The organism is Rhodospirillaceae bacterium, from assembly GCA_028819475.1.
Lineage (GTDB): Bacteria > Pseudomonadota > Alphaproteobacteria > Bin65 > Bin65 > Bin65.
The window spans coordinates 1-16,301 of record JAPPLJ010000054.1 but is presented as its reverse complement, the minus strand read 5'-3'; the positions used below and the strand labels follow the sequence as shown (position 1 = coordinate 16,301).

Sequence of the window (16,301 nt, the reverse complement as noted above, 5' to 3'; positions counted from 1 at the left end):
GGCAGGTGCGGTACGCGAAAGCGACAGCGGCGACGCCTTCTACCAAACGTTCGTTTGAATATATTGGATGATCCCTTTGCTTATCAACCCCAGCGAACAACGTTCCGGATGGCCGGAAAGTTGCCGGCCTAGGTCCCCGCCGCCTCCACATGCTGCTGCATCAGTGCCGGGATCGTCTCCGGCGGGCGGCGGGCGAGGCCGCATTCGGTGGCGATGCCGAACTCCGGCACGACCTTCTCGGCCGCGGCGATGCGGCGGCGGGTGCCGGCGATGCCGCCGGTCGTGTGGACCAGGCCGAGATAGAGTTCGCAGCCCGGCTTCAGGGCGAGCCCGGCGAGCGGCGCGAAATAGGCGTCGTCGTCGCGCTCTCTCGGCACCGGCATGTGGACCCAGTCGATCGCGCGCCCCGCCCTCGCCGAAACGCCGTTGGCGACGGCGACCAGATGGCCGGTATCCGCCGGTTCGCAGAAATGCTTGTGGCCGGAATCGCCGTAGCACAGGTGGAGGCCGCATTCGGCGCCGGCCGGCACGAGATCGACCAGCCCGGCGAGGCGGCCGGTCATGCCGTCGACCGTATCGGCGCCCGGATGGCCGGGCATGATGCCTTCGAGCAGCGCGAACTCGACCGCCGCCTCCCACTGGATGGCCAGCTTCTCCGCCGGGATCGCGGCCACGATCCGCTCAAGCTCCCGGCCCATCGCCCGGCCGTAGGCCTGCTCGAACAGGGCGCGCGACGGCGGCACGACATAGATGCTGGCGACCGAGAGCGGCGTCGGCAGGCCGACCTGGAAGCGCACGCCGGGCGCGATGGCGCCATCCGCCGTCAGCCGGCCGAATGTCTTGAAGGAATCGATCGCCGCGTCGGCGTAGCCGAGGTCGGGCAGCTCGATGTCGTCGGCCGAGGTCACGCCCTCGACCAGCGCGTAGGGCGCCACCGGGACATAGACCGGATCGACCTCGACCGGCCGGAACTGGGGACTCTGGCCGATGCGCGCATGCTGCCACTTGATCCAGCTGTCGCGCTCGCCGACCTCGCCGTCGGGCAGGCGCCTGAGATGCGCGCCGAGATGCGCCGCCGCCGCGCGGAACATCTCCTCGGCGCTCGCATACGGCGCGCTGCCGACGAGATGGACGGGCCGGCTCGTGCCGGTGCTGCTCATGCGAAAGTCCTTCCGCTGTTGACCTGTTTCGAGACGCTGAGCCGGTTGTAACGGCGGCGGCATCAGCGGGCAACGGCGGCAGGCGCCCTTCGAAGCCGGTGTTCGACGCTCCCAATTCGTCATTTCGACCGACCGAAGAGCCTGCCCTGAGCTTGTCGAAGGGGAGCGCAGAAATCTTTCCCGCGCGGCGCCGGGACCGGAGCGCTGTAGCGGAAAGATATCTCCACTCCGCCCCGGACTTGTCCGGGGCTGCGGTCGATATGACGGGTAAGGATTACGCGCGAACGGTCTTGAAGTCTCCTCAGACACTTTCAATTTTTCCGATTTACTGAGAAGCAGGAACAGAGCCATGTGGAGCCTCCGTGACGCCAGGAACCGGTTCAGCGCGGTGGTGGACGCAGCTCTCGCCGGCACGCCGCAGGAGGTCACGCGACACGGCAAACCGGCGGTCGTCGTGCTCTCGGCGGCGCAATACCGTCACCTGCTCGCCGACGCGCAGGCGGGCCGGGGCTCCTTCGTAGATCATCTGCTCGCCTTTCCCGGCCTCGAAGAACGTGTAGCGGACTACTGCGACGAGGATTCTCTCTAGCCGGACTAGCCGGCGCGCCCGAAACCTTCGAGCGCCCGTTCCCCGAATTCCAGCAGCAGACCGCCGACCGCGGCCGGGTGGGTGGCGGGGGCCATGTGGCCGGCATCGGAAATCTCGGCGTAGACCGCGCCGGGGATGGCATCGACGATGCGCCGGGCCATGTCGCGCGCTGCCTGGGTCGTGCGCTCGGCGCTCAGCACCTGCGCCGGGCAGGCGAGCGCGGCGAAGGCATCCCGGCCGGTGCGGTCGGCCCAGGCGAGGTCGACGTCCGCCGCCATCTTTGCCGCCCGGGCGAAGAAGGGCAGCCGGGCCGCCGCCGGGATCGCGTCCCACGCGCCGGGGCCCTCCCAGTATTCGGCGAAGGCGCGCATCGCCGCGGCGGTGTCGCCGGCCGCGATCGCGCCCTGGAAGGCGGCGATCATGGCGCCGATCTCGTTCAGGCTGCGCCCGGCCGTTTTGTCCCCGCCCGCCCGGTCCGCGTGCAGGATGCCGACGATCACCGGCTCGATCAGGGTGAGCCCCGCCACCGTTTCGGGATGCCGCAATGCGTGGTGCAGCGCCACCAGCGCGCCGAGCGAATGGCCGACCAGATGGACCGGCGCTCCGGCCAGCGCCGCCATTTCCCGAACGACGGCGATCTCTTCGTCGAGCGGCGGCGCGGCGGGACCGGGCGGCGGCGTGCGGCCGTAGCCGCGCAGGTTGGGCATGAGCAGGCGGCGCCGGCCTTCCAGCCTCTCCGCCACGCCGCGCCATTGCGAGGCGCCCGTGCCGGCGCTGTGCAGCAGGACGAGCGGCGGCCCGGCGCCCTGCTCGCGGTAGTGGACGCGGGTCAGGGCTTCAGGCGCATCGTCCGCGTGCGCCAGGCCTTCACGCTCTCCGCCCGCATCGGCAGGCGGATATAGTCGCCGCGCTGCCACATCGGCACCTGGTCGAGGGCGGTCGAGCTGTTGAACCAGCCGTCCTGGCCGCCGAGCAGCAGGAAGCGGTTGTCGTCCATGTCCGCCAGGTCGGAGAGATGGCGCGCCTGCTGGCCGTAGCGCGTGTCGTGGCGCTCGTCGCTCGGGCTGTGGGCGGTCTTCATCAGCGTGTCGGACGAGCCGTCGGCGGGACGGTCGCCGAAGCGGTAGCGGTCGCCGATCAGAGGCGCGAAGGACAGGGGATGGCCCAGGCTGAGCCGGTGCATGTCGCCCCAGGTCGGGAAGTCGCCGAGGCGTTCGCCGGCCGCGTCGAAGGCCTTGCGCAGCATCGCCGCCGCGGCCGCGTTGTCCAGCGCCGCGAAATCCTCGATCAGCATGCGCTTGATCCGGGAGAAGCCACCGTAGGCCCCGGCATGATCCGCGCCGACTCTCCGCTCCGTCAGAAATTGCGAGAAATGGCGGTAGACGAGTTCGAAGGCCACCGGCCCGCGGTCCTTCGCCCGGTAATGGCCGTCCCAATCGCGCATGAGCGTCAGAACCTTCGCGCCGTCTGCCGACAACTGCGGCGCCAGCTCCAGTTCGCCGACGCGCCGGACGATCGCGTTGCGGACGGCAACCGAGGAGGCCATGTAGACGTCGAGTTGGATCGCCTTCATGTCCGCCATCGCGTGCTTCGCCCTGGCGGCGAGCATCTGCTTGATCCGGACGATCCGGTCGTCGGCGGAGAAGAAACGGCCGACCGGCACCGGCGCCTCCGCCGGCTTGTTGTTGGCCGAGGCGACGAATCCGGTCGCCGGGTTATATATGTACGGTAATTGCAGAACGTTCAGAAATCCCTTCCAGCGCCAGGTATCGTCGGCCGCGTCGAGGATGAAATCGGGCGGGAGCTTGTTGGGGCGCACCGGCAGGACCGTCGCCATCACCTGGCCGATATTTCCCTGGCGGTCGGCGTAGATCATGTTCTGGGCCGAGACGGCGAAATTGGCGAAGGCGCGGCGGAAATCCGCGAAATTCCGCGCTTTCATCACCTTGACCATGGCCGTGATCTCGTCGCCCCGCTCGTGGCCGACCCAGCGCAGGGCGAGCGGCCCGCCCTCCCATTCCAGCGGCGGCGCATCGGAAATCACCGGGCCGAGGGACGATTCCCGGATCTCCACCGTGTTGTCGAACCACCAGCGCACCCTGATCTCCTCGGTCCGGCTGCGGATCGCCGAGGGCGGCAGGGCGGAGATGTCGTAGAGATCGCTCGACGCGGCGCGCATGTTGGTGCCGCCCCAGGCGATATCGGCATTGCGGCCGACGGCGACGAAGGGCACGCCCGGGATCATCATGCCGACGGCGTGGAAGCCGGGAGACCTGAAGCCGGCGAGAATCCACAGGTTCGGCATGGTGGTGCCGAGATGGGGGTCGTTGGCCATCAGGGCGCCGCCGGTCGTGCTGCGCCGGGGGGCCACGGCCCAGGAGTTGCTGCCCGAGCGCGCCGCCGCGCCGAGCAGCCGTTCCAGCCGGCCGGCCCGGTCCTCCGAGCCGAAACTGAGCACCGAATCGCCGCCGACCGTCGCCAGCCGGCGCCAGAGCTGCGGCCAGTCCTTCCGGTTGCGCAGCGCCAGAAGACGAAAATAGACCAACCAGTTCACATCGGTGCCGGCGATGCGCCCGACCGTCAGCACGTCGCGCGCCGTCCAAGGCTCGCGCTCCAGGCCGAATACATGATACTCGTGCGGCAGGTCCTTCGCCGTGCGCTGGTAGTGGTTTATGCCCTGGACAAACCGGTCTACCCACTTACGGGTTTCCGGCGGCATTTCCGCCAGCGTCCGCTCGGCGCCGCGGCCGAAATTCAGGATGCGCAGGGCGTGGTCGATATCGACGGTGAACGGCCCGGCCATCTCCGAAATCCGGCCCGCCGCAACCCGCCGCAGCACCTCCATCTGACCGAGCCGCAGATGGGCGTGGACCAGGCCGAGCGTAAAGGCGAGATCGTCGTCGTGCTCAGCCGTGATGAAGGGCACATGGTTGTCGTTCCAGTCGATCGTCACGTCCGCTTTCAGGGGCAGACCTGTCGTCGGGAAGGTGGCGAGTCGTTCGTCGAGGCTCGTCGCATCGGGCAGGGGCCGCAGAACCGAGCAACCCACCAGCAGCGCGCTGAGCGCCAGGGCGGCGTATCGGGCGACGGTCATGCCGCTGCCCGGGCTTCCGGCTCGGTGAAGGCAAGTGCCGCGAGCAGGACTTCCGGTCCGGCGCCCGGCCTGTGGGCGTTCTGCGCCAGATAGCGCCGCCAGGCCCGGCCGCCGGGCACGCCGCGGAACAGGCCGGTCATGTGGCGCAGGATGCGGTGCAGCGGCACTCCGGCGGCAACCTCCCGCTCGATATAGGGCAGCATGGCGAGCGCCGCGTCCCGGCGGGTCTCGCAGGGCTGTGCGTCGCCGAACAACAGGGAATCCGCCCCGGCGAGGGACCAGGGGGTGTGATAGGCCGCGCGGCCGATCATGACGCCGTCGAAGGCCGCAAGATGCGCTGCGGCTTCGTCGAGGCTGCCGATCCCGCCGTTCAGCACGATTTCGAGATCGGGAAAGTCGCCCTTGAGGCGTACCGCCACCTCGTAGCGCAGGGGCGGGATCTCGCGGTTCTGCTTCGGCGTCAGGCCGGTGAGGATCGCCGTGCGGGCATGGACGATGACGGTCCGGCAGCCGGCGTCCGCGACCGCGGCAACGAAGTCGCGCAGGAATCCGTAGTCGTCGCGCCCGTCGATGCCGATCCGGCACTTGACCGTCACCGGCACCGCCACGGCGCGCCGCATCGCCCGGACGCAATCCGCGACCAGGCCGGGCTCGGCCATCAGGCAGACGCCGAACCGGCCGGACTGCACCCTGTCGCTCGGGCAGCCGACATTCAGGTTGATTTCGTCGTAACCGCGCCCGGCGCCGATACCCGCGCATTCGGCGAGCGCCGCCGGATCGGACCCGCCGAGCTGGAGCGCGACCGGATGCTCGTCCGGATCGAAACGCAGCAGGCGCTCGCGGTCGCCGTGCAGGACCGCCCCGGTCGTAACCATCTCAGTGTAGAGCAGCGCCCGGCGGGTGATCCGGCGCAGGAAATAGCGGTCGAACCGGTCGGTGCAGTCCATCATCGGCGCCACGCAGAGCCGCCGGTCGGGGCCATGGCCCGCCGGCGCCGCGTCGCCCCTCTGTGAAACCCCGGCCGCCATGGTGCCGAAGATGCTCACCGGAGGGGGCGGATTCAAGGCTGCGGAGCGCCGGACCGGCTTGACGATCCGGCTTTCCGGGCGCACGGATGCCATCGGGAACGGTTTTCCGGGGCGGATATCGTGGCGAGCGGGCGCAACTTTCTGCTGATCATGGCCGACGAGTTCGCCCGCCGCGCGATGGGCTGCGCCGGCCACCCGGTCGCCCGGACCCCGAACCTGGACCGGCTGGCGGCGCGCGGCGTGCGCTTCACCCAAGCCTACACCAACAGCCCGATCTGCGTGCCGGCCCGCGCGGCGATGCATACGGGCCGGTATGTTCACGACATCCGCTGCTGGAGCAGCGCCCAGCCCTATCGCGGCCGGCACGAAAGCTGGGCGCACCGGTTGCGGCGCCACGGCATGGACGCCGTCTCGGCCGGCAAGCTGCATTTCCGCCGGACGGAGGACGACAACGGATTTGCGCCGGAGTTGCGGCCGATGCATGTCAAGGACGGCATCGGCTGGGCGCCCGGCCTGTTGCGCGATCCGCCGGGCGACTATCCGGCAACCGCGGACCTGGCCGGCCGGGTCGGCGCGATGGAAACGGAGTATCACGCCTACGACCGGGCGGTGGCCGACGCGGCGACCGGCTGGCTCAAAGCGCGCGCGGCGGCCGGCGGACCGCCCTGGGCCTTGTTCGTCTCCTTCGTCAGCCCGCACTATCCGCTGGCCGCACCGCCGGCGTGGTTCGATCTCTATGCCGACGCCGACCTGCCTGCGCCGAAGCCCTATGCCGGCAACTGGCGCAATCATCCGGCCCTCGCCGAGACCCTGCGCTTTTTCGACTACGACCGCCATTTCGACGCCCGGTCGCGCGACGCCGCGGTCCGCAGCTATCTGGGGCTGGTCAGTTTCGTCGACGACCTGATCGGGCAGGTGTTCGCCGCGCTGGAGGCGGGCGGATTCGCGGGCGACACGACGATCCTCTTCACGTCCGATCATGGCGAGATGCTGGGCGACTACGGCATCTGGACCAAGCAGGTCATGTTCGAGGGCAGTGCCGGGATCCCGATGATCCTGGCCGGGCCCGGAACCATGGCGGGGACCGCGGCAGGCCGGACGGTCGATACGCCGGTCTCGCTGGTCGACGTCTTCCCGACCGTGCTGGACGCGACGGGCGCCCCGGCCCCTTCCGCCCCGCTGCCCGGCCGGTCGCTGCTGGAGGTCGCCGCAGCGCCCGAAGACCCGGACCGGCCGGTCCTGTCGGAATATCACGACGGCGGCTCGGTGACCGGCGCCTTCATGCTGCGCCGGGGCGGCTGGAAGCTGGTCCATCACGAGGGCTTCGCGCCCCAGTTGTTCGATCTCTCCGGCGATCCGGACGAACGGTGCGACCTTGCGGCCGACGGGGCGGCTGCCGATGTTCTCGGCGCCATGCAGGCCGGCCTGCGCACGATGGTCGATCCGGCCGCGGCCAACGCGCAGGCCTTCGCCGACCAGCGTGCGCGGCTGGAAGAGCTGGGCGGCGCCGACGCCGTGCGCGCGATGCAGGGCTACGATTTCGGCCATTCGCCGCCGGGATAGGCGGACCTGGCGTTTCGGGGAACCATCCCGGATCCCCCTTGCACGTCATTTCGACCGAAGTGCCGCAAGGCACTGAGCGGAGAAATCTTTTCGCCACGGAGCTCGGGTCCTTGCTCCGTGCAGGAAAGATATCTCCGCTTCGCGGTCCTGCGGACCGCTTCGGTCGATATGACGGGGAGGGTGGCCGCCGGGGCGGAATGCCGGGGTGGAATGCTTGTCCCGGCCCGTAAACTTAATGTAGCCTGAAAACGGTTCGTTCAGTTCCGGTTCGCTCTCTCGGGGCAAGATCGCGACATGAAACTGTCCAATCCCGGCCTGGAAACGACTGACTCGGCAGGGGACGTAGAGGCGCCGCTCACCTTTATCGTGCGCCAGAACGGCACGCCCTGTTTCCTGAGTTCCGCGCTGACCGGCGGCCCGCCGGAATACCGTTTCCGCACGGAACCGCGCTCGGTGACCATCCACGATGTCCGCTCCGAATCGGACCGGCTGTCGGTCGAGCGCGAGGGCTTCGAGCTGGTCCGCCACCGGACCGAAGTCGACGACCTGTACGACGACGAGGCGGTCGCCGGCCCCTACAGCCGCGAGGTCGAGGCCCTGTTGTGCGAGACGACCGGCGCGTCGCGCGCCATCGCCTTCGACCATACCCGCCGCTCCGACGCGACGGACGGCGCCGCCAATCCGGACGGATCGCGCGGACCGGCGCGGATCGTCCATGTCGACTACACCGAGGCGTCGGGGCCGGTGCGCGCCGCCGACGTCCTGGGCAAGGAGACGGTGGACCGCATTCTCGGAACCGGCGGACGAATTGCCGAAGTCAACGTGTGGCGCCCGATCGCCGGGCCCGTGCAGCGTTCGCCGCTGGCCGTGGCGGACGCGCGCAGCGTGGACCGGAACGACCTGATCGCCACCGAGCAGAAATTTCCCGACCGCACGGGCGAAATCTACATGATCGCCCACGCGCCGGAGCAGCGCTGGTGCTGGGTCTCCGGCATGACGCGGGACGAAACGCTGCTGCTGAAAGGCTGGGACAGCCTGGACGACGGCCGGGCGCGCTTCACGCCCCACGGGTCGTTCACCCTGCCGGACCAGGATCCGGAGGCGCCGCCGCGGGAAAGCATCGAAACGCGCGTCTATCTCGTCTTCGACGAACAAGAGCCGGGAACCGGCCGCTTGTAAAAGAAAGGACTGCAACACAAGGGAAGGAGCATCTGCCATGGCCCGCCACAAGCATGTGATCAACATCAACGATATCGAGCCGAAGGAAATCGCCGTCGCCGACAAGTTCCACCATATCGTCAGGGGGCTGGGCAGTTCGGCCGGCAACGTGGAGCTGGGCTGCAGCCATTTCCGGGTTGCGCCCGGAAAATACGCCTTTCCGAGGCACTCGCACATTCGCAACGAGGAGGCCCTGTATATCCTCGAAGGGACCGGTACCCTCTCCATCGGCGAAGACGATGTCGTGGTGTCGGCGGGCGACTACGCCGCCCTGCCCGTCGGCCGGCACCTGGCCCACAAGCTGGTCAACACCGGCGACAGCGACCTGGTCTATCTGTGCCTGTCGACCAACCTCATGCCGGAAATCACCGAATATCCGGATTCCGGCAAGGTCGGCGTGCTCGGCGGGGCGGACTGGAACCGGGGGCTTGCCGAATTCTACGAGGGCAAGGACATCCACGACGAGTATTTCTTCCGGTTCTACCAGGGCGACACCCACGTCAACTATTTCACCGGCGAGATCGACGAATAGATCGGGCAGTTCGCGAACGCCGACCGGGCCGCCGCCGCGGCTAAATCCGCGGCGGCCGGCCGCCTAAAGCAACCGGCCGGGCCACTCGCCGTCGCGCACCATGCTCTCCATCACTTCGAGCATGAGGGCGGAGACGGCCCTGGTCGCGCGCGACTGCACGCCGCGCACGACGGATGCAACCGATAGCTGCCAGGAGAGTTGCGGATCGATCAATGGCACCGCGGTCATCTGGCCGGCCGCGACTTCCTTCGACACCGCGAACAGCGGAAGGATCGTGCAATAGCCCTCGAAGACCAGCTCGATCATGCTGGGCAGGGAATCCAGGTCGATCCTGACCGAGAGCGCGTGGCCCGTCCGCGCCGCGGTCTCCTCGAGGACGAGCCGGATGGTGTGCGGCAGCGCCGGCAGCACCAGCGGCTGCTTCGCCGCCTCGGCAAACCGGATGGCCTTCATCCGCCGGAATTCCCGGGTCGGCGGACAAATGAGATACAGGTCCTCCGCCATGAAGGGCTGGACGTGGATCCCCTCATGGGACTTGGCGTCGTAGAGCAGCGCCATATCGAGCCGGCCGACATGGAGCCACTCCGTCAGGTGCCCGCTCATGCCCTCGACGACATGAAGCGAGATGCCGGGGAAGCGGTCCTCGACCGCGTTGACGAGCGGAATGGTCAGGCCGCGCGCGGCCGACGTCGGCAGGCCCAGCCGGACTTCGCCGGACGGGTTCGAGGCGTGATACTGGACCAGTTCCTCCGTCCGCTGGAGCTGCAGCAGGACCGAGCGCGCATGGTCGAGGAGCAGGCGGCCGACCTCGTTGGGCGTCACGCCCCGGGAATGGCGCGTCACCAGCTCCACGCCCAGCTGATCCTCCAGTTTGCGCAGTTGCTGGCTCAGCGACGGCTGGACGACGTTGAGCTGCTCGGCGGCGCGCGACAGGCTGCCGGCCTCGGCGATCTGCACGAAATACTTCAGCTGCTTGAAATCGACCACAACGCCTCGCCTCCGAGTAGCGTCTTCGAAATGCGACACGGGGGCGCCCGCCGGATACGCATCCTGCGGTTTGCGAACGAGCCGGAAACGGGAACGATGCCCGTTCGCACTCCGCCGGTCGCAAGAACCCAAGAACCATAGATACCGATACAATCGTATATCATTCGAAATGATATGAGAAATTGGAAAAACTGCTGGATTTTAGTGTTATGTTATAACATAATAATATCAATTCAAATGATATTAGATATTGTCATTATATTATTGATCGATGGCGTCGCCGGCGAATACACTTTGTCGTCCGGCGCGGTCCGGGGCGGCCAAGGCGTCGGACATGCGGATTTCCTGTCGGGAACAGCCGGTTCGCCCGATCTGCTTCGGCGATAGACGGCGCCTCCCGTGCAGTTGCCGTGTTGCGCCCCGCAACGCCGGGCACGGAAGTCCCGCCCGGTGCGGAGATTTTGAGGGAGGAAGCGATATGTCGAAACTTGCACTGCGTACCGCAATCGGCGGAGCGGCGGTCTTCGCCACCGCGATTGCTCTGGGAGCCGGCCCGGCCAACGCTGCCGAGGCGAACCCCTGTATCGGAAATTCCGGCCCGGTGACGGGGCCGGCGGCCTTCGGCGGCAAATCCATCAGGATGGGCGCCGAGATGGCGGTTGACGAGATCAACGCCGCCGGCGGCGTCCTCGGCAAGAAGCTCAAGTTCATCCAGTATGACGACCGCGGCGCGCCGCCGCGCGGCGTCGACAATGTCCGGCGCATCGGCCTGCGGGACAACTGCGTTGCGATGCTGGGCGGCTACCATTCGACCGTGGCGCTCGCGATGCGCGATCCGATCCACGAGATCAAGATGGTCTATGTCGGCGTGATCGCGGCCAACACCAAGGTGATCGAGAACGGCCGCAATCCCAACTACATGTTCCGCGTGTCGGCCAAGGACCGCTGGGTTTCCAAGTTCCTGGTCGCCGAGGCGCTCAAGCGCTCGCCGAACAACAAGGTCGGGATCATGTACGAGAATACGGGGTGGGGCAAAGGCGCCTATCCCAACATCCAGGCCGCGTTGCGCGAGCAGGGCACCAAGGAGGTCGGTGCCGAGACCTTCAACTGGCGCGATACCGACATGACCCCGCAGCTCATCCGCCTGCGCAAGGCGGGCGCCGAATCGCTGGTCATGTGGGGCCTCGATCGCGAAGGCAACCAGATCATGCGCAGCCTGCAGAAGATCGGCTGGAACCCGGTCAAGATCGGCGCCTGGGGCTTTGCCGGCAATCTCGGCGAACTGGCGGGCAAGCTGGCCAACTGCGCGCTCATCATGCAGACCTATTCCTGGATGGGCAAACTGGAGCCGCGGGCCCAGAAGCTGTACGCCACCATGCAGAAGCGGTACGGCATCAAGAGCCAGAAAGAGATCCGCATGGGCAGCGGCGTGGCCGACGCCTATGACGCGATCCACATCATCGCCAAGGCCATCGCGATCGCCGGCAGCTACGACCGGCAGAAGGTCTACGAGGCCATGTTCAAGGTGAAGCACAAAGGGCTGGTGATGAATTACGACCCGGCCTTCGAGCGGACGGAAGAACGCCACGATGCGATCCTGCCGAGCGCCTACAAGCTGACCGCCTGGTACAACGGCGAGCTGCTGCCGCTCTCGCAGACGCCCTGCAAGTAGACGGACTGCCTCCGGGGCGCGTCGCTGGCGCGCCCCGGGGTTTCCTCTGCAATTTTCCTTTGAATTCCCGCCCTTGACAGGCCGCATTCCATGAGCGCCGCCCTCCAGTATTTTCTGGCCGGGCTCGGGATCGGCGGCATCTATGCGCTGGTTGCCATCGGCTTCCACATCATGTGGTCGTCGGCCAAGGCCGTGAACTTCGCCCACGGCGACACGCTGATGCTGGGCGCCGTGCTCACCATCGTCTTTCTCGACCACGGGATTGCAATGCCCGTGGCGATCCTGCTCTCGATCGGTGTCGCCATCGTCTTCGGGGTCGTGCTGGAGCGGGTCGCCATCCGGCCCTTCGCCGACCACGCCGCCTCGATCGGCTGGATGCTGACGACGATCGCCATCGGCATCATGCTCGAGAGCTACGCGACCATCGAATTCGGCGCGTTCGCCCGGCCGCTGCCGTCGCCCGGCGTCGACAAGCCGATCATCATCTTCGGGGCCGGCGTCTTCATCCAGGAACTGCTGATCCCGTTCGTCGCGGTCCTGATCGTCGTGCTGCTCGGGATCTTCCAGCGCCGGACGCAACTCGGGCGCGCCATGCGGGCCGTCGCCTTCAACCGGGTGGCGGCAGGCATCGTCGGCATCAACGTGCTGCACGTCGCCATGTTCTCCTTCGCGCTCGCCAGCGCCCTCGGCGGCCTTGCAGGCATCCTGGTCGCCCCGGTCATCCAGGCGTCGGCGACCATGGGCCTGCTGCTCGGCATCAAGGGCTTCGCCGTCGCCATCATCGGCGGCATCACCAGTGCCCCCGGCGTCGTCATCGCCGGGCTGCTCTACGGCATCATCGAGAAGTTCGTCGACGGCTACATCAGCACGGCGGCGCGCGAGGCCGTGGGCTTCAGCCTCGTCATCGTCGTGCTGATGCTGTTCCCGCAGGGCCTGTTCGGACGCAGGGAACTCGTCAAGGTATGAGCCGGATCGCGCGCCACTTCAATCCGGCTTTCGTCGTCGCGGCAGCGATCCTCATTCTCGTGCTGCCGCACATCGCCGCCAACGAATACGAACTTCGGCTGATCACGCTCCTGCTGATTTACGCGATCATCGCGCTCGGCCTGAACGTGCTTGTCGGCCTGACCGGGCTGGTCTCCCTGGGCCAGGCCGGGCTCTACGCCATCGGCGCCTACACCGCCGCGATCCTCGCGACGCGGCTGGGCGTCGGGCTGGTGCCCGGCCTGATCCTGGGCATGGCGCTTGCCGGCGCCTTCGGCGTCCTGCTCGCCTACCCGACGGTGCGGGTGCGCGGCGTCTACCTCGCCGTCGTCACCATCGCCTTCGGCATCATCGTCGAGAATGTCGCCATCGAGTGGGACAGCCTGACGGGGAGCTGGGTCGGCATATCGAACGTGCCGGCGCCGACATTGCTCGGCCTGCCGCTCGACACCAACGCCTATTTCATCGTGGTCGGCGCGAGCGCGCTGATCGCCTTTCTCGTCAATCTGAACCTGATGAACTCGCGTTACGGCCGGGCCATGCGGGCCACCGCCCAAAGCGAAATCGCGTCGCGGTCTCTCGGAATCAACGTGGTCGCGATCCGTACGCTGGCCTTCGTCGTCTCGGCCATGGCGGCGGGCGCGGCCGGCGTCTTCTACGTCTATCTCAACAAGTATATCAGCCCGGACATCTTCTCCTTCACCGATTCGATCCGTTTCCTGCTCATGGTCATCCTCGGCGGGTCGGGGACCGCGCTCGGCCCCGTGGTCGGCGCGTCGATCATGACCTACCTGCCGGAATATCTGCAGGCGTTCGGCCCCTGGCAGGCTTTCGCCTACGGCCTGCTGCTGGCCGCTGTGATGTTTGTCCTGCCGCGCGGGATCGTCGGCTCGGTCGAACATTTCCTGTCGGGCCGCATGGCCGAAGCGAGACCGGACGCCGTGCCGGCGGAGCGCCCCCGGCTCGGCGATATCATCGCGGTCGAGCAGACTGACGGATCGGCCTGCCTCGACGCCCGGGGGGTCTCGGTCGCTTTCGGCGGCCTCGTCGCGGTCGACAAGGTCGACGAAACCGTCGATTCGGGCAAGATCCACGCGCTGATCGGGCCGAACGGCGCGGGCAAATCGACCTTCCTCAACGCGATTTCCGGGGTTTACCGGGCCGATTCCGGCAGCATCACCTTCCTCGGCCGGGACACGACGCAGCTCAACAGCCATCAACTCGCCCGCCTCGGGCTGGCGCGCACGTTCCAGAATACCGAACTGTTCTCGAACATGACCGTGCTGGAGAACGTTCTGGTCGCCTTCCACAAGGAATACCGGTCCAACATTTTCTCGACGATCTGCCGTCTGCCGTCCTTCGGGCGGGACGAGCGGCATTTCCGGCAGGCGGCGATGGACCTGATCGGCTATGTCGGCCTTTCCGCCTATGCCCACGAGAAAGCCGAAAACCTGGCGTTTGGACATCAACGGCAGCTCGAAATCGCCCGGGCGCTCGCGCTCTCGCCCAAGCTGCTGCTGCTGGACGAGCCGGCGGCCGGCCTGACCCATGCGGAGATCGAGCAGCTTATCGCACTGGTCCGCGAACTGGCGGCGAACGGCATAACCATCCTGATCGTCGAGCACCATGTCGAGCTGATCATGGAGATTTCCGATCATGTGACCGTGCTCGACTACGGCGAACTGATCGCCTCCGGCACTGCCGAGGAGGTGCAGACCGATCCCAAGGTGATCGAGGCCTATTTCGGCAGCCAGAGCTTCGGCGACGGGTTGGCGCCCGAAGCTCCAGGCGGGGAGGCGTAGCCGTGGCCGCCCTGCTCGAAGTGAAGAACCTGTCCGTGACCTACGGGCATGTCGAGGCGGTGCGCGATGTCTCGCTGCTGGTCGAGGAAGGCGAATATGTCTCGATCATCGGCAACAACGGCGCGGGAAAGAGCTCGACCCTGAAGGCCATCGCCGGCGTCGTGAAACCGGCGGGCGGCGAGATCGTCCTGGACGGCAAGCCGATCGCAGGCATGGCGTCCTACGACGTCGTGCGCCGGGGCCTGTCGATGGTCCCCGAAGGCCGCCTGATTTTCGCCGACCAGACCGTCGAGGACAATCTGTACCTCGGCGCTTACGCGCGGCGCGGCGGCGGCCGGTCTAAGGAGGTGTCCGAGGACCTCGAGCGCATGTTCGCGCTGTTCCCGATCCTGAAGGACCGGCGTCAGCAGCTTGCCGGCAGCCTTTCGGGCGGCGAGCAGCAGATGCTGGCCCTGTCGCGGGGCCTGCTTTCGCGGCCCCGCCTGCTCATGATCGACGAGATGTCCCTGGGGCTCGCCCCCCGGGTTCTGGAAACACTGTTCCCGGTCATCGAAACGCTGAACCGGGAAGGCCTGGCGATCCTGCTGGTCGAGCAGCTGGCCACGGTCGCCCTGCGCTATGCCCACAGAAGTTACGTCATGGAGGATTCACGAATTCTTCTCAGCGGCCCGTCCCGGGAACTGGCCAGCGACGAGCGCGTCATCGAGGCCTATCTGGGACGGAGGAAGGCAGGTTGAGAAGCGGTCGCGGGCCGGACCGGCACGCCGCAACGCGGCGGCGGACGGGAACCGCGCCCCCGAACAGGTCGGCGCCGCATGGGTAAGCGGCGCTAAATCGAGGAAAGCCCTTAACCGGGAAAGCCCCTAACCGGGAAAGCAAGGAGGTAAAGTCCATGTCGCAAATTGTCGATCTGACCCTGACGCTGGAAGACAACATGCCGGCGCACAAGCTGTTCCAGCGGCCGGTTGTCGTCCCGCATCTGACGCATGACCAGACCAAGTCGTTCAACCTCGGCGTGCCGGGCGACCGGCTGACATTCGCCACGACCTATATCGGCACCATCGACCACATCGCCACGCACGTCGACGCTTTCTACCACGTCAATCCGAACGGCGCGTCGGTCGACAAGATGCCGCTCGAGATCTTCATGGGTAAGGCCGTGTGCTGGGACATGACCCACATCCCCGATCTCGGCGATATCGACGTGGCGGATATGGAGGAAGCGGAGGCGAAGGGCGGCGTCAAGGTCGACGGCCATATCGTCCTGCTCAACACGGGCCTGCACAACCGCCACTATCCGGACATCAAGGTGGTCTGGAGCAATCCGGGGCTGACCGCGGAAGCGACCCACTGGCTGGCCGACCGCAACTCGACCTTCCACGGCGTCGAGGGGCCGTCGACGGACAAGCCGTCCTGGGACGAATTCCCGAACCATCGCGTGTGCCGGGACCGGGGCATCTCCCACTACGAATGGCTGATCAACCTCGAAGAGCTGGTCGGCAAGGGAGAGTTCATGTTCTACGGCCCGCCGCTCAAGATCAACAACGGCAGCGGCTCGCCGGTGCGGGCCTGGGCCGTGCTCGATTGAGAGCTCGATTGAGGGAGGGAGCGCGCCCGCCCTCGGGGGGGGGGGGGGGGGGGGGGGGGGGGGGGGGGGGGGGGGGGGGGGGGG

General features: G+C 67.4%; 14 protein-coding genes. 9 read left to right on the top strand and 5 right to left on the bottom strand.

The features are described from left to right. Nucleotides 1–128 precede the first annotated feature (128 nt). Nucleotides 129–1,160 carry a hypothetical protein gene (locus OXM58_17000; GenBank protein MDE0150063.1) on the bottom strand — a complete coding sequence of 344 codons (1,032 nt, stop codon included), beginning with the start codon at nt 1,158–1,160 and terminating at the stop codon, nt 129–131. A 349-nt stretch (nt 1,161–1,509) separates the two neighbouring features. Between OXM58_17000 and OXM58_16995 the strand changes: the two genes are divergently transcribed. After that, nucleotides 1,510–1,749: a type II toxin-antitoxin system Phd/YefM family antitoxin gene (locus OXM58_16995; protein ID MDE0150062.1), complete on the top strand. Its 240-nt coding sequence runs from the start codon at nt 1,510–1,512 to the stop codon at nt 1,747–1,749. A 5-nt stretch (nt 1,750–1,754) separates the two neighbouring features. On the opposite strand, the gene OXM58_16990 is transcribed toward OXM58_16995, so the two are convergent. The 3 genes from OXM58_16990 to dusA are packed head-to-tail and all read right to left on the bottom strand — an operon-like array spanning nt 1,755 to nt 5,871. Beyond that, nucleotides 1,755–2,666 carry an alpha/beta hydrolase gene (locus OXM58_16990; protein MDE0150061.1) on the bottom strand — a complete coding sequence of 304 codons (912 nt, stop codon included), beginning with the start codon at nt 2,664–2,666 and terminating at the stop codon, nt 1,755–1,757. Next, on the bottom strand, nt 2,579–4,843 hold the full coding sequence (locus tag OXM58_16985) for a penicillin acylase family protein (protein ID MDE0150060.1): 2,265 nt from the start codon (nt 4,841–4,843) through the stop codon (nt 2,579–2,581). Before OXM58_16985 ends, OXM58_16990 begins: the two co-directional genes overlap by 88 nt. Beyond that, nucleotides 4,840–5,871 carry a tRNA dihydrouridine(20/20a) synthase DusA gene (dusA, locus tag OXM58_16980; GenBank protein ID MDE0150059.1) on the bottom strand — a complete coding sequence of 344 codons (1,032 nt, stop codon included), beginning with the start codon at nt 5,869–5,871 and terminating at the stop codon, nt 4,840–4,842. The genes OXM58_16985 and dusA overlap by 4 nt, the downstream gene beginning before the upstream one ends. Nucleotides 5,872–5,991: 120 nt before the next feature. On the opposite strand from dusA, the gene OXM58_16975 reads away from it, so the two are divergent. The 3 genes from OXM58_16975 (at nt 5,992) to OXM58_16965 (ending at nt 9,184) form a co-directional block, all read left to right on the top strand. Then, on the top strand, nt 5,992–7,434 hold the full coding sequence (locus OXM58_16975) for a sulfatase-like hydrolase/transferase (GenBank protein MDE0150058.1): 1,443 nt from the start codon (nt 5,992–5,994) through the stop codon (nt 7,432–7,434). A gap of 294 nt (nt 7,435–7,728) precedes the next feature. Next, a complete protein-coding gene (locus tag OXM58_16970; protein ID MDE0150057.1) occupies nt 7,729–8,613 on the top strand; it encodes a CmcJ/NvfI family oxidoreductase in 885 nt (294 codons plus the stop codon). Nucleotides 8,614–8,650: 37 nt separating this feature from the next. Continuing rightward, entirely contained in the window at nt 8,651–9,184 is a 534-nt protein-coding gene (locus OXM58_16965; protein MDE0150056.1) for a cupin domain-containing protein, read from the top strand. Between the two features lie 63 nt (nt 9,185–9,247). On the opposite strand, the gene OXM58_16960 is transcribed toward OXM58_16965, so the two are convergent. After that, a complete protein-coding gene (locus OXM58_16960) occupies nt 9,248–10,171 on the bottom strand; it encodes a LysR substrate-binding domain-containing protein (protein ID MDE0150055.1) in 924 nt (307 codons plus the stop codon). Between the two features lie 478 nt (nt 10,172–10,649). Here OXM58_16960 and OXM58_16955 point away from each other — a divergent pair, with 478 nt between their 5' ends. The 5 genes from OXM58_16955 to OXM58_16935 all read left to right on the top strand — a co-directional run bounded on the left by OXM58_16955 (nt 10,650) and on the right by OXM58_16935 (nt 16,217). Next, a complete protein-coding gene (locus OXM58_16955; GenBank protein ID MDE0150054.1) occupies nt 10,650–11,843 on the top strand; it encodes an ABC transporter substrate-binding protein in 1,194 nt (397 codons plus the stop codon). A gap of 90 nt (nt 11,844–11,933) precedes the next feature. Then, entirely contained in the window at nt 11,934–12,809 is an 876-nt protein-coding gene (locus OXM58_16950; GenBank protein MDE0150053.1) for a branched-chain amino acid ABC transporter permease, read from the top strand. Continuing rightward, the gene (locus tag OXM58_16945; GenBank protein ID MDE0150052.1) at nt 12,806–14,629 is read left to right on the top strand and encodes a branched-chain amino acid ABC transporter ATP-binding protein/permease; all 1,824 of its coding nucleotides are present in this window, start codon (nt 12,806–12,808) and stop codon (nt 14,627–14,629) included. The genes OXM58_16950 and OXM58_16945 overlap by 4 nt, the downstream gene beginning before the upstream one ends. A 2-nt stretch (nt 14,630–14,631) precedes the next feature. Further along, a complete protein-coding gene (locus OXM58_16940; protein MDE0150051.1) occupies nt 14,632–15,366 on the top strand; it encodes an ABC transporter ATP-binding protein in 735 nt (244 codons plus the stop codon). A gap of 155 nt (nt 15,367–15,521) precedes the next feature. Continuing rightward, a complete protein-coding gene (locus OXM58_16935; GenBank protein MDE0150050.1) occupies nt 15,522–16,217 on the top strand; it encodes a cyclase family protein in 696 nt (231 codons plus the stop codon). Nucleotides 16,218–16,301: the final 84 nt, after the last annotated feature.

Excerpts from the sequence above, each read along its gene's own strand:
- OXM58_17000 (MDE0150063.1), bottom strand. The coding sequence starts at position 1,160 with ATGAGCAGCACCGGCACGAGCCGGCCCGTCCATCTCGTCGGCAGCGCG.
- OXM58_16995 (MDE0150062.1), top strand. The coding sequence starts at position 1,510 with ATGTGGAGCCTCCGTGACGCCAGGAACCGGTTCAGCGCGGTGGTGGAC.
- OXM58_16985 (MDE0150060.1), bottom strand. The coding sequence starts at position 4,843 with ATGACCGTCGCCCGATACGCCGCCCTGGCGCTCAGCGCGCTGCTGGTG.
- dusA (MDE0150059.1), bottom strand. The coding sequence starts at position 5,871 with ATGGCGGCCGGGGTTTCACAGAGGGGCGACGCGGCGCCGGCGGGCCAT.
- OXM58_16970 (MDE0150057.1), top strand. The coding sequence starts at position 7,729 with ATGAAACTGTCCAATCCCGGCCTGGAAACGACTGACTCGGCAGGGGAC.
- OXM58_16965 (MDE0150056.1), top strand. The coding sequence starts at position 8,651 with ATGGCCCGCCACAAGCATGTGATCAACATCAACGATATCGAGCCGAAG.
- OXM58_16955 (MDE0150054.1), top strand. The coding sequence starts at position 10,650 with ATGTCGAAACTTGCACTGCGTACCGCAATCGGCGGAGCGGCGGTCTTC.
- OXM58_16950 (MDE0150053.1), top strand. The coding sequence starts at position 11,934 with ATGAGCGCCGCCCTCCAGTATTTTCTGGCCGGGCTCGGGATCGGCGGC.
- OXM58_16945 (MDE0150052.1), top strand. The coding sequence starts at position 12,806 with ATGAGCCGGATCGCGCGCCACTTCAATCCGGCTTTCGTCGTCGCGGCA.
- OXM58_16935 (MDE0150050.1), top strand. The coding sequence starts at position 15,522 with ATGTCGCAAATTGTCGATCTGACCCTGACGCTGGAAGACAACATGCCG.